Raw genomic sequence first — 11,637 nt, 5'->3', positions numbered from 1 at the left:
ATTCAGGCGTGGGGAACCGCGCATTGGGACGACGAGATCGTGAGTGACGGAGCGGCCATTCTGGAAGACAAAGATGTCAAGCTCAACTGCCTATTCGATTCACTGGAATAAATTTATTCCGGCGTGCGGATAGTGTTCGCCGATAGAAACAGCCGGCTGGGCGCCGGCTGTGTGTTCTCCAAGATTCCGAAAAAATTGGTTGCGCATGCACGAGTCCGTGCATAGGCCCTCTAGATGGCGCGAACCTGACGCTGCGATGGCCGTAATGACCAGGTGCGTCTATCGGAGAGGTGCATCGACAGTGAATCGACAGGAAAGTCGGTTGCGCGACGCCAGCTATGACGCTCTGGCTAGCTTGATCGCGCGTTCAGGGCAGGCCGTCACGCAAAGTCCACACGAACGGCAAGCGTCCGCGTTCGGCGTGTAGGCCACTTTCATTCCATGCACCCGCAACTTGAAGCGATTCATTGCGCCGAGCTTCGCGTAGTCGGCGTCGTCGATACGCCGAATCTCGAACACGTTCTCGGGGCACACCTCCAGACAGTCCCCCTTGCCTTCACAGCGGCGCAGGTCGACCACGGGCACGATCACACCCGCGTCCTGCTTGCACTCGGCGGTCGCTTTCTGGCGCATGCTCATTCTCCTTTGCGTCGGCCGAAACGGGTTTGCCAGGTCGCCTGGAATTGCTCGCGTTCTTCAGGCGTCATGGCCTGCCATTTGCGCCAATGCCGCCGTTCGCGCCAGCCGCCGCCGTGTCCGCGAAAGCCGCCGAACAGAATGCGGCTCAATATCAGCAGACCCAATGCGTGCCAGAAATCGATCAGGCGGGCGCCGACGAACAGAGCCGGCACCACCCAATTCCACAACGTCATCACCGCCCACCCGAGCACGGCGACGCCGACCACCACGAGCGGCACCAATGCAATACATTTGATTCGAGATTTCATCCGTCGACTCCTTTAAAGATCCAGTTCGTCATAAACCACTTGCAGGCGGGCGCGCAGATGCAACACCGCATAGCGTTTGCGCGCAAGTAAGGTATTGATCGCTACACCCGTTTCCGCTGCCAACTCCTTGAACGCGCGCCCCTCCAGTTCGTGCGCGATGAATACGTCGCGCTGATTGGGCGGCAAATCGTCGAGTGCGTCCTGCAAGGTTTCGAGCAATGCGGCGCGCGCGTACAGCGCTTCGGGACCTGCGTCATGGGCGGGCAGCGCGAGATCGAGTCGATACTCGTAATCGGCTTCATCGCCGTCGTCGATGAGTTCCGATAACGGTTGCTCTTTCTTCTTGCGAAAACGGTCGATGATGCGATTGCGCGCCGCGCGAAACAGCCACGCGCTCGCCTGCTCAATGGGAGCGGGAAGCCGGTACGCCTGCACGAACTCGTAGAAGACGTCCTGCAAGATGTCCTCGGCCTCGCCGGGATCGCGCACACGACGCCGGATAAAATTCCCGAGCTTCATGCGCTCACGCACCACAGTCGCGGTGATATCGCTATCTCGGTCTTTCATCGTGTCCGGGGTGGGCTGCGGTTCCATGCGTCTGAAGACGTTTCAGGATCGCGGATATTGTGGGCCGTTTGAAGAATCTTTGGGGCCTGCCGAACGGCAGCCGGAAATGGTGTGGCGCGCAGCGGCGTGCGAGCCGCCGCGCCACGTCATCAGACGGCGTAGTAGCCGGGCTGATCGATATCGGTGAGCAGGTCGGGACCTGTCGGCGACCAGCCGAGCAGCGAGCGCGTACGCGCGCTGGCGCCGGCCATGTCCGCGCCGACGAAACCCGCGAACCACCCGAAGTGCTCACGGCCGCGCGATTCGACCGGCACGCCGAGCCGGCGTCCAATCACTTCGGCGAGATCCTTGAACAACACGCCCTCGTCCGCGACTGCGTGGTAGACGGATTCGGTCACGCCCTGCTCGACCGCCAGCCGGTAGACCCGCGCGGCATCCAGCCGATGCACGCCGCCCCAGCGGTTCAGGCCTTCGCCGAGATAGGCGGACACGCCCGTCTCGCGCGCCATGCGGATCAGCATCGGGACGAAACCATGGTCGCCCGTACCGTGAACCGACGGTGCGAGCCGGACCGTCGCGGCGCGCACGCCGCGTTCCGCCAGCGCTCTTGCGGTGGCCTCCGACTTGCGGGGAAAAGACGGGTCGGGCACGTCCGCTTCGGTCGCGGCACGGCCTGATGCGAGGTGCGCGAGCCCCGAGGTCACGAGAAGCGGACGGTCCGAGCCTTGCAACGCGCTTCCAAATGCTTCGATCGCGCGGCGCTCCTGCTCGGCGTTCTCGACGAAGCGGGAGAAGTCGTGGTTGAAAGCGGTATGAATCACCGCATCCGCCGCCGACGCGGCGCTGTGCAACGCGTCGAGGTCTTCGAGCGTGCCGCGAATAACCCGTGCGCCGGTCGCGGCCAGCGCGGCCGCTTTGTCGTCGGAACGGACAAGGCCCGTCACCTGGTGGCCGGCGTCGAGCAACTCACGGACCACGGCGGAGCCGACCCATCCGGTGGCTCCGGTTACGAATACTTGCATATGCTGAAACTCCTGCATGTCCGCGCGGCCATCGGGTACGGCGGAAATGCGATTGAAGATGTCAAAGGTCGAAGGTGCCGCGATACGCTTCGTCGGCATCGGACCGGGTATTGATTTCGACGAGTACGCCGCCGGGCACTTCACAGAAAAACCGCGAGCCGCGTTCGTGTTTGAACACGCCGGTTTTCATCACGACGCCGGCCGTGGCCATGCGGTCATAAAGCGCGCGAACGTCGTCGAGCGTGCCCAGTTCGAAGCCGATGTGAAAGTTGTGCGGCCACGCAACCGGATGGTCGCCGGCGTCGTCGATCACGATGTCGAAACCGGGGCGTTTCAGAATCCAGCTACCGTGCCGCCCGGTAACCGTGCAGCCGAGATGTTGTTCGAAGAAGGTCGCCGTTGCGCTAACGTCGGACGAGGGGAAGCTCATGTGATTGAGCTTCATGGTGGTGCTTTGGGTCATGTCGATCTCCGTTGATCCGGATCGCTCGTTGCGTTCCGTACGGAGAATGTTACGAGTAAAAGCTCGCGTTCAATACTCGCGTCGCCCGACGCTGTACCGACGACCGCTCAGGCCCGTCCTACGGGCGTTTCCGGGCACGCGGCGAGGTTTTGCGCGGGGCTTGCTCGCGTTTATCCTGAGATTGCGACAGCTCTTCGGCGGACGAAGCGGAAGAATCGCGCGCCGAGGCGGTCTCGGTGGCCGACATCATCGTGAGGTAGCCGAATACGGCGGCTGTCACGCGGCGAATGAGTCCGGCCATGTCCGTCTCTTCCCGTTCGCCCGCCGCGTCGACGAGGCCGCGAATCATTGCCAGCAGATCGCGCGAGGCGACCAACGTGTCCTCTTGCGGCGGTAGACCGTCACGCGCGAGGATTTCCGTCAGCAAGGAGCGTATCGAACCCTTGGTGGAGAGTGCCGCGCGCATGTGCGGTCGGCTCTCTTCCACGTCGAGCAGGCGCGCGAGCGTGGGCCGCGCGAACTGCTGCCGCACCGATACGCCAATCAGATGATCGAGCGCGACCGGTCCACTGGCGTGATCGAGTGCCGCCAGCGCCTCCTGATAGAAGCCTTCGCTTTCACGCTGCATCAGCCCGAACGTGAGCGCGTCTTTGCTGGGGAAGTACTGGTACAGCGAGCCAATGCTGACACCGGCGCGCTCCGCCACCGCGTTCGTATTGAAGCCTTCGAGCCCCTTGCTTTCTAGGACTTGGGCGGCCGCTTCGAGCAGGGTGGCGACCATGCGTTCCGAGCGGGCCTGGCTGGGTGCTCTGCGCGGTTTAACCGGCGACGAACTGGACGGTCGAGGCATACGGCGAGTGGAATGGAAAAGTGATTGGCGTTAAAGACGCAGTGTAAGCAATATCGGGCGGCGCGTTAATAGCGATTGTCGGCGATCGGCCAGGTACTTCCGTGACGCGCGGTTGCTGTCCAATGTAGCGTTCGGTGACGGCCGCATGGTCTATGAACTGAATGACGGCAATCCGCACGACCACATCGTTTGTAATGCGTGCGGTGGCGTTCATGAATTCTTCGATGCTGAAATCGAGGCGCGACAGCAGGCTGTCGCGTAGCAAATCGAATTCGCGGTGTTGGGGCGACGATTGGTGTTGGTCGGTTTGTGCGTCAACTGCAAAAAAGGGCAGCGCATCGGTCAGGCGGACGATCCGGGAATAGCGGCTCGCTTCGCCTTTACGTGGCTGCCCTCTTGACAACAGAATTAACCGCGGCAGTATTCCGATTACGGCTTGCCTTTAAGCGTGAACGGCGCCAGCAGCGCCTGCACATCCACCCGCTGCCCCTGAAGCAGAAGCAGCCGTGCGTGAAGCACCGTGTTTTCCAGCACCAGCTTGGCGGTGCTCAACAGGTAAAGCGCGTGAATGTCCGACACAGCCATATTGCCGGCTTCGACCTGGTGGTGACGCTCAACCAGAGAACTCATCACAAGCTGCCTGAGTTCCTGCTCTCCGAATGGCAGGTCCGCGTAATCGATCGGGTCGTCGGCTTCGACCTCTCGCAGCATCTCAACGAGCGTTTCCGTGCTTACTTGCATGTTTCGGCTCCACGTTGTCGGTTAGGGCCAGCATCACCAAGCTACGTCATCCAGCACATCTAGCCTACTGCTTCGATTTAACCGCGTCCAGCGTACTGTCGTTTCCTGCGTTCGCGGTATGCAGCACCGAAGAAACAAAGCTCTCGAAGCCCGGCTCCCAGATCGGAATCGCACGGTCGACGGCAAACATGCCGTGACCATCCCGGCCAAACGGTTGCTCGATCACCAACTGCCCCTGACCGCCCGCCGCCTGAAACGCGCTGAACCAGGTGCGGACGATATCCGGCGCGAAAAACATGTCGTTCTGCACGTAGTGCCAATAAACCGGCACATGCGTTGTCGACGCATAGCGCCCAATCGTCTCGGCCATTCTGTCAGGCCCACACGGGTCGCCGGGGTTGGTGGCGGGACGCCCGCCACGCCCACCGGAGAAATTGACCACGGCGATAACGCCGGGCGGAGAATAACTGGCGGCAGCGAGCGACGCGAATCCCCCCGCCGACTGTCCCACCAGGATCACATGATTTTTGTCGATTTGCGGCAACGTGTCGGCAAACGCAATCGTGGCCAGCAGATCCTGGGCCGCCGCGTTGCCGGCCGCCAGGAAGTCGGGCCGCTTGCACGAGCCGGCGTCTTCGGCGAACGTGCCGCCCGTCTCGCCATAACCGCGGCGTATCGGCACGATGACCGCAAAGCCCATCCGTACGAACTCGCGAATCTGCGCAAGCTTGCGATAACGGCCGACCTTCACACGGTCTCGGGCATTCGGCGGATTGCCGTGACTGAGAACGATGAGTGGGAACGGACCCGCGCCGTCGGGCATATAGGTCGTCGCGACGAGCTTGCGCTGGCCCATGCCGAAGAAGCTTTTCTCCGTCGTCGGCACCGACACGACGGTTTCGTGCAGGTCCGTCGCCGTCGGATCCAATTCCCCCGCGATGGCGGAACATCGCCATAGCGCGAGCGTTAGTGCGCAGAAAAACAATCCAATGCGGAGCAGGTTCTTATTATTCATATCGCCTTTCGAAAGACTTTATCTGCACGAGTTTGAAGAGAAGCTATCAAGGTCGTTCGTCGTCACCGACGCTACCTTACTGCTTTTTTCTTCATGCGTCGGCAGATCTCGTCTTTTTAGGGCTAATGGGCTTCTGTTCCGCTTTGGCAGCACCGTGTCACGGCAGCGTAATCGGCACCGGGCGCGTCAGCAGATCGACATAGAGACTGAAGAACCGGTTGTTATCGAACTGTGTGACATACGTAATCCTGTTCGGCGAAGCGCCGGACGCAGGCTGATCCGGATAGACCGTCACATGCCCTTGATTTTCGCTGCTCGTGGTGTCGATATCGAGGTAAGCGCTTTTGGTTTGCGTGGCATACGTCGGATCGAGGAAGTACGCGATCGTCAACGTGTCGAACAGATCGGTGTTGTCGGCAAACGCGCCCGCATTCGCAATGCCATAGGCCTTCGTCACCGCGGTCTGCTTGTTCGGGTTGTTGACAATCTGGTCGTACACGCTTTGCGTGAGCGGCACCGTGTTCGTCACGTCGAGCGGAATGACGGCCTGCGGAATCGTTGTCTGCAATACCGTACGCACGGCAAGCGGATCGAACCACCAGTTCAGCTCGGCCACGGCGTTCGCATTGCCCGGCACCGCCATCGCGCCGCCCATGTAGACGATCTGTTTGATCAGCGGCACGATCTCCGGCGCCTTCATGATGGCGGTGGCGAGATTGGTCGGCGGACCGACTTCGAGAATCGTCACCTGATTCGGATAGCGCTTGATAGTCTGGATCATGAAGTCCGCGGCGCTTTGCGTCTGCAGTTTCGTCGACACCGCGAAGCCGTCCGGCGGTGGGACGAGTTGCGACTGTTGAGTCGGCTCAGGCCGGCTCCACGCGCCGAAATAGCCCTGCGGATTGGCCGCCTGCTGCGCGCGAATACCCGCTACGTCGTATTGCAGCGGATAGTCCGCGCCGCCGTACACGCCCACCACGTTCTGCACGCCCATGCGTTCCACGGCCTTCAACGCATCCGATTCTTCCTGCAGCAGCCAGTCGTTGCCGGTGACCACCGTGAGCCCGAGCAGATTGACCTTGCCTTGCCCCATCAACTGCGTGGTCATGGCGAAGAGCTGGCCGTCGTCGCCCATTGTGTTGAAGTCCGAGTCGATGATGATTTTCGGCGCGGTGGCCAGCGGATCATTGGCCGTTACGCCACCTCCGCAGCCGGCCACCATCGTTGACATCATCAGGATACCTAGACATTGTGATTTCATGTTTTTCGTCCAGTTTAGAGCGTGATTAACGAAGAAACACCATCGGGAGAAGGTGTCGATAAATCAACGTCGAGCCACCCGGGGGGGGTGGCGGTACGGACAGCCTCACATCACACAACAGGCGCCCGTGTCAGGCTGCGCTATCCACTTCAGCGCGATTCGGAATGGACGGCTGCGCACCGGCGCGCGTCACGGAGATCGATGCCGCGCGTTGCGCGAGGCTGATAGCGCCTTCGAGAGGCTGGCGCGCGGCGAGCTGCGCGGCGAACACGCCGATAAAGGTGTCGCCGGCCGCGGTCGTGTCGATGGCCTGGACCTGCGGCGCGGGAAAATGCTGGCCTTCACCGCCGTCCACCAGCAGATAGGCGCCCTGCGCGCCCAGCGTGACGATCACATTGCGCGCCCCGCCGCGTTGCAATTCGGTCGCGGCCCGTCGCGCGCCGCTTTCCGACTCGACCGGCAGCCCGGCGAGGATAGCGGCCTCGACCTCGTTCGGCACGAGATAGTCGACCAGCGGCAGCCATTCCGCGGGCAGCGGACCGGTGGCCGGCGCCGGGTTCAGCACGGTGATCTTGCCCAGCCGGCGAGCCAGCGCGAGGGTCGCGTGAACGGCCTCCGGCGGCGTTTCCAACTGGCATACCACGATGTCGCAAGCCTTGATCGCGGCTTCGTGGCGAGCGACGCCTTCAGGCGTCAGTTCGCCATTGCTGCCCGCCACCACGACGATCGTGTTCTGCCCGTCGTCCGACACCGTCACCATCGCGACGCCGGTCGGCTGGGTCGGATGCACCTCGATCCCGCTGCAGTCGATACCCTCGGTTTCCAGATCCTTGACCCGCTGGGCCCCATTCGCGTCTTTGCCGACGCAGCCGACCATGGCCACCTGCGCGCCCATTCGCGCGGCCGCAACGGCCTGGTTGCCGCCTTTGCCGCCAGCGACCTGCGAGAACTCATGCCCGCCGATCGTCTCTCCCGGACGCGGCAGATGCGGCGCGCGCGCGACCAGATCGGTATTGATGCTGCCCACCACCAGGACGCGGCCCTGTTTCGTCTCTTTTGACACGTTCATTCTCCTGCTCACCATTCAGCGAATGGTCGAATTAAGCGGCGCGACGCCGGCTTCGATAAGTATCCAGCACGACGGCCACCACGATGACGGCCCCCGTGATGATGCGTTTGGTCGGCTCGGTCGCGCCGATCTGGGCAAGGCCCGCGGCCAGAACCGAAATGATCAACACGCCGAAAAAGGTGCTCGTCACCGAACCGCGCCCGCCCATCAAACTCGTCCCGCCGATCACCACCGCCGCGATCACCTGCAGCTCGATGCCTTGGCCGGCATTCGGGTCCGCGGCTTCGAGCCGGGAAATCTGGAACAGCGCGGCGAGACCGGCCAGCAGGCCCATCATCGCGAACACGGCAATCTTGTAGGGCCGCGGATCGACGCCCGCGAGACGCACCGCTTCTTCATTGGTGCCGATGCCGACCAGGTAGCGGCCAAACACCGTACGCGTCAGCAGAAACTGGGCGGCCACCATCACGGCGATCGCAATCAGGAACGCCGGCGAAATGCCGAACGCAATCGGGTTCGACAGAAAATCGAAGGCGTCGCCGATATAAGCGGTGCGCGAATTCGTGAGCTGATACGCGACACCGCGCGCCGCTTCGAGCACACCAAGCGACACGATGAACGACGGAATCCGCCAGGCCACGGTGATCGCGCCGGTCACGCAACCGGTGAGCATTGCGCCGGCCATGCCGAGCAGCGCCGACGGCAGCGCCGGCCAATGCCACTGCAAAGCCGCGACGCTGGTCAGTGCCGCGCCGAGCGCCAGCACGGAGCCGACCGACAGATCGATGCCCGCGATAATCAGCACGAACGTCATGCCGACCGACATCACGACGAGATCGGGAATCTGGTTCGCAATCGTGCTGAACGTGTCGTAGCTCAGAAAGTGCGAACTCAGCAGCGAGAACAGCACGATCATGCCAAGGAGGGCGCCGAGCAGTCCGAGGTAGTTCGAGAAGCCGAGGCGCGTGCCGATCGACTTCGCTTTCTTCGGGGGTTCGCTCTGCAGCGTGGGCAGGCTGGTTGGTGCGGTCATGCTCAATACTCCACTAATTTTCTTTCGTCGGGCGCTTTCGCGTCGGGTTCGATCGGCGCATGCAGCATGTCGTCGCGCTTCGCATAGCCTGCGAACGCCGCGGCCAGCAGCGAGTCCTGGGTCCAGGCGCCGCGTTCGAACAGCCCCGTCATCCGGCCGGCCGACATCACGCCGATCCGGTCGCAAATCGACATCAATTCGCGCAGATCGCTCGATACCACCACCAGCGCGCGGCCTTCTCTCGCCAACGCGCCCATCAACGCATAGATGTCGAACTTTGCGCCGACGTCGATGCCGCGCGTCGGTTCGTCGAACAGCAGCACCGAACAATCGCGCGCGAGCCAGCGGCCGATCACCACCTTCTGCTGATTGCCGCCGGACAACTCCGACACCGGCTGCGCCGGGCCCGCGCTACGAATACGCATGGCGTCGATCTGCCGCGTGGCGAGCGCCGCCTCGCGACGGCCGTCCACTACGCCCTTGCTCGACACCGAGCGCAGATGGCCCAGCGAAATGTTGGCCGCGATCGGCTGGCTCAGTAACAGCCCCTCGCCTTTGCGGTCTTCCGTAATCAATGCGATGCCGTTCTTCACGGCATCCGCGGGCGACGTGATCGTCACGGGCACGGGTGCGCCACCTTGACGCCCGATCGACACCGTACCGGCGTCCGCGCGATCCGCGCCGTAGACGAGCCGCAGCAATTCCGTGCGCCCCGCGCCGATCAATCCGCTGATGCCGAAAATTTCGCCGGCCTTGACCTCGAACGACACATCGCGCACCGCCGGTTCGCGGGTCATGCCGCTGACCTTGAACGCCACCTCGCCGATACGCCGCTCGCCGAGGTCGATCCGCTCGCCGATATCGCGCCCAACCATCAGCGTGACAAGGCGATCGGTCGTGAGATTCGCCATCTCGTCGACATGCACGAGCCGGCCGTCGCGCAATACGGCGGCACGCCGCGCGATCCGCTTCAATTCTTCAAGCCGGTGCGAGATATACACCAGCGCCACGCCCTTCGCCTTGAGCCGCTCGACCTGCTCGAACAGCAGATCCACTTCGCGGGCGGTCAGCATCGCGGTCGGTTCGTCGAGAATCAGCACGCGGCAATCGCCGATCAGATTGCGCGCGATCTCGACCATCTGCTGATGCCCGATGCCCAGGGTACTCACCAGCGTGTCGGGGTCGATTGCGTCGAGCCCGACTTGCGCCATGGCATGGCGCGCGTCCTCGCGCAATTTGGCGCGGTCGATCCAGCCGAACGGGCCGCGCCGCGGCAAGCGATTCAGAAAAAGATTCTCGGCCACCGAGAGAGTCGGCAGAAGATTCAGCTCCTGCATGACCATGCGCACGCCAAGCGCCTCGGCCTCCTTGCGGCTGGCGGGCGCGTAGGCCGCGCCCGCCAGCGACATCGAACCGGCAGTCGGCGTAACGAGGCCGCCGACGATTTTGGACAGCGTGCTCTTGCCCGCGCCGTTTTCGCCGGTCAGCGCCAGCACTTCGCCCGCGTGCAGATCGAGCGAGACATCGGCCAGCACGGGTTCGGCATAGGTCTTACCGACGCCATGCACCCGTAACACGGGCGCGGCATCGGCGACGGAGGGGATGGGAGTAGACATCAGATTGATCAACCGACAGATACCAGCCGGCGTGGCCGCTCGACGGAGCCGCCACGCGCAATGCCAGTCTTATTTGGTAACCAGATCGACCGGCGTTTCGACGACGCCCGACAACTCGGATTGCTTCTTGTGTTCGGCGAGCGCTTTCAAAGCGGTGTCGATACCGAACACAGCCTGCTTCGCGGCGTACTGATTGGCGGTCGCGAGCACGCGGCCGTCGGCCAGCATCGGCTTGATGGCGTTGATGTCGTCATAACCCACCACCTGCACCTTGCCCGCCTTGCCGGCTGCGCGTACCGCGGACACGGCACCGATTGCCATGTTGTCGTTGCCGCACAGCAGGGCCTTGACGTCCGGATTCGCGTTGAGGATCTGGCTCGCCACCGCGTTGCCCTTGTCGATCTCCCACTCGCCCGATTGCAGCGACACGACCTTCATGCCGCCCGTTGCCATGGCCTGCTTGAAGCCGGCGCTACGTTGCTGCGCATTGGTGGTGGTCGACACGCCTTCGATAATGGCGACGTTGTCGCCCGACTTCAGGTGCTTCGCGAGGTAGTCGCCGACTTTCTGCGCGCCCTTCGCGTTATCCGGACCGACGAACGGGATGTTCAGGTCTTTCGACTTGAGCACGTCCGTGTCCAGCTTGTTATCGATATTGACGACGATGATGCCGGCGTCCACGGCCTTCTTCAGGACCGGCACCAGCGCCTTCGAATCGGCCGGCGCGATCACCAGCGCGTCGACCTTCGAGACGATCATCTGTTCGACGATGCGAATCTGGTTAGCCGTGTCCGTCTCGTCCTTGATACCGTTCGTGACGAGGTCGAATTTGGTGGGATTCTGCTTCTGATAATCCTTCGCGCCGGTTTCCATGGTCAGGAAGAATTCGTTGGCCAAGGACTTCATGACCAGCGCGACCTTCGGCTTGTGGGTGGCCTGAGCGAATGCCGTCTGCATCGGCAGGATCGACACTGCGAGGAAAGCTGCGCTGGCTACGATGGCGCGACGGCGCGCCGGTTGGAAATGGCGAATCATTAGTGTCTCCGTGTCGCT

The 11,637-nt window shown here is 62.6% G+C and carries 13 protein-coding genes and 1 pseudogene; 1 reads left to right on the top strand and 13 read right to left on the bottom strand.

The genetic code is table 11. The annotated features are described in order from the left end of the window. Positions 1-336: 336 nt before the first annotated feature. The 6 genes from HWY05_RS29770 to HWY05_RS29745 all read right to left on the bottom strand — a co-directional run bounded on the left by HWY05_RS29770 (position 337) and on the right by HWY05_RS29745 (position 3,780). Positions 337-633, bottom strand: a complete 297-nt coding sequence (locus HWY05_RS29770) for a ferredoxin family protein (protein WP_035560033.1) — start codon at positions 631-633, stop codon at positions 337-339. A gap of 2 nt (positions 634-635) precedes the next feature. Further along, positions 636-947 (bottom strand): hypothetical protein, encoded by a 312-nt coding sequence (locus HWY05_RS29765; RefSeq protein WP_035560036.1) that lies wholly within the window; start codon positions 945-947, stop codon positions 636-638. Positions 948-959: 12 nt separating this feature from the next. Next, positions 960-1,541, bottom strand: coding sequence for a sigma-70 family RNA polymerase sigma factor (locus HWY05_RS29760; RefSeq protein ID WP_035560039.1), 582 nt, complete (start codon positions 1,539-1,541; stop codon positions 960-962). Between the two features lie 122 nt (positions 1,542-1,663). Next, positions 1,664-2,536, bottom strand: a complete 873-nt coding sequence (locus HWY05_RS29755; protein WP_176060555.1) for an SDR family oxidoreductase — start codon at positions 2,534-2,536, stop codon at positions 1,664-1,666. 61 nt (positions 2,537-2,597) lie between these two features. Beyond that, positions 2,598-2,999 carry a VOC family protein gene (locus HWY05_RS29750; RefSeq protein WP_035560041.1) on the bottom strand — a complete coding sequence of 134 codons (402 nt, stop codon included), beginning with the start codon at positions 2,997-2,999 and terminating at the stop codon, positions 2,598-2,600. Positions 3,000-3,117: 118 nt separating this feature from the next. Continuing rightward, on the bottom strand, positions 3,118-3,780 hold the full coding sequence (locus HWY05_RS29745; protein ID WP_347880823.1) for a TetR/AcrR family transcriptional regulator: 663 nt from the start codon (positions 3,778-3,780) through the stop codon (positions 3,118-3,120). Between the two features lie 208 nt (positions 3,781-3,988). Here HWY05_RS29745 and HWY05_RS38490 point away from each other — a divergent pair. Next, a pseudogene (locus HWY05_RS38490) lies at positions 3,989-4,108 on the top strand (transcriptional repressor); the annotation flags it as partial. 170 nt (positions 4,109-4,278) lie between these two features. Here HWY05_RS38490 and HWY05_RS29735 read toward each other — a convergent pair. The 7 genes from HWY05_RS29735 to HWY05_RS29705 form a co-directional block, all read right to left on the bottom strand. Next, on the bottom strand, positions 4,279-4,590 hold the full coding sequence (locus HWY05_RS29735; protein ID WP_035560047.1) for a hypothetical protein: 312 nt from the start codon (positions 4,588-4,590) through the stop codon (positions 4,279-4,281). Positions 4,591-4,654: 64 nt separating this feature from the next. Further along, on the bottom strand, positions 4,655-5,518 hold the full coding sequence (locus HWY05_RS29730; protein ID WP_176060553.1) for an alpha/beta fold hydrolase: 864 nt from the start codon (positions 5,516-5,518) through the stop codon (positions 4,655-4,657). Positions 5,519-5,762: 244 nt separating this feature from the next. Beyond that, entirely contained in the window at positions 5,763-6,866 is a 1,104-nt protein-coding gene (locus HWY05_RS29725) for a nucleoside hydrolase (RefSeq protein ID WP_176060552.1), read from the bottom strand. Between the two features lie 130 nt (positions 6,867-6,996). Continuing rightward, entirely contained in the window at positions 6,997-7,935 is a 939-nt protein-coding gene (gene rbsK, locus HWY05_RS29720) for a ribokinase (RefSeq protein ID WP_176060551.1), read from the bottom strand. Between the two features lie 31 nt (positions 7,936-7,966). After that, positions 7,967-8,968: an ABC transporter permease gene (locus HWY05_RS29715; protein ID WP_176060550.1), complete on the bottom strand. Its 1,002-nt coding sequence runs from the start codon at positions 8,966-8,968 to the stop codon at positions 7,967-7,969. Between the two features lie 2 nt (positions 8,969-8,970). Then, positions 8,971-10,584 (bottom strand): sugar ABC transporter ATP-binding protein, encoded by a 1,614-nt coding sequence (locus HWY05_RS29710; RefSeq protein WP_176060549.1) that lies wholly within the window; start codon positions 10,582-10,584, stop codon positions 8,971-8,973. Between the two features lie 69 nt (positions 10,585-10,653). Next, the gene (locus tag HWY05_RS29705; protein WP_035560056.1) at positions 10,654-11,619 is read right to left on the bottom strand and encodes a sugar ABC transporter substrate-binding protein; all 966 of its coding nucleotides are present in this window, start codon (positions 11,617-11,619) and stop codon (positions 10,654-10,656) included. Between the last annotated feature and the right edge of the window lie 18 nt (positions 11,620-11,637).

The sequence above is a fragment of the Paraburkholderia sp. BCC1876 genome (assembly GCF_902833695.1).
Taxonomy (GTDB): Bacteria; Pseudomonadota; Gammaproteobacteria; order Burkholderiales; family Burkholderiaceae; genus Paraburkholderia.
Note: the sequence above shows the minus strand (reverse complement) of the source record. Positions and strands in the feature narration are given on the sequence as shown.

Excerpts from the sequence above, each read along its gene's own strand:
- HWY05_RS29770 (WP_035560033.1), bottom strand. The coding sequence starts at position 633 with ATGCGCCAGAAAGCGACCGCCGAGTGCAAGCAGGACGCGGGTGTGATC.
- HWY05_RS29765 (WP_035560036.1), bottom strand. The coding sequence starts at position 947 with ATGAAATCTCGAATCAAATGTATTGCATTGGTGCCGCTCGTGGTGGTC.
- HWY05_RS29760 (WP_035560039.1), bottom strand. The coding sequence starts at position 1,541 with ATGGAACCGCAGCCCACCCCGGACACGATGAAAGACCGAGATAGCGAT.
- HWY05_RS29755 (WP_176060555.1), bottom strand. The coding sequence starts at position 2,536 with ATGCAAGTATTCGTAACCGGAGCCACCGGATGGGTCGGCTCCGCCGTG.
- HWY05_RS29750 (WP_035560041.1), bottom strand. The coding sequence starts at position 2,999 with ATGACCCAAAGCACCACCATGAAGCTCAATCACATGAGCTTCCCCTCG.
- HWY05_RS29745 (WP_347880823.1), bottom strand. The coding sequence starts at position 3,780 with ATGGTCGCCACCCTGCTCGAAGCGGCCGCCCAAGTCCTAGAAAGCAAG.
- HWY05_RS29735 (WP_035560047.1), bottom strand. The coding sequence starts at position 4,590 with ATGCAAGTAAGCACGGAAACGCTCGTTGAGATGCTGCGAGAGGTCGAA.
- HWY05_RS29725 (WP_176060552.1), bottom strand. The coding sequence starts at position 6,866 with ATGAAATCACAATGTCTAGGTATCCTGATGATGTCAACGATGGTGGCC.
- rbsK (WP_176060551.1), bottom strand. The coding sequence starts at position 7,935 with ATGAACGTGTCAAAAGAGACGAAACAGGGCCGCGTCCTGGTGGTGGGC.
- HWY05_RS29715 (WP_176060550.1), bottom strand. The coding sequence starts at position 8,968 with ATGACCGCACCAACCAGCCTGCCCACGCTGCAGAGCGAACCCCCGAAG.
- HWY05_RS29710 (WP_176060549.1), bottom strand. The coding sequence starts at position 10,584 with ATGTCTACTCCCATCCCCTCCGTCGCCGATGCCGCGCCCGTGTTACGG.
- HWY05_RS29705 (WP_035560056.1), bottom strand. The coding sequence starts at position 11,619 with ATGATTCGCCATTTCCAACCGGCGCGCCGTCGCGCCATCGTAGCCAGC.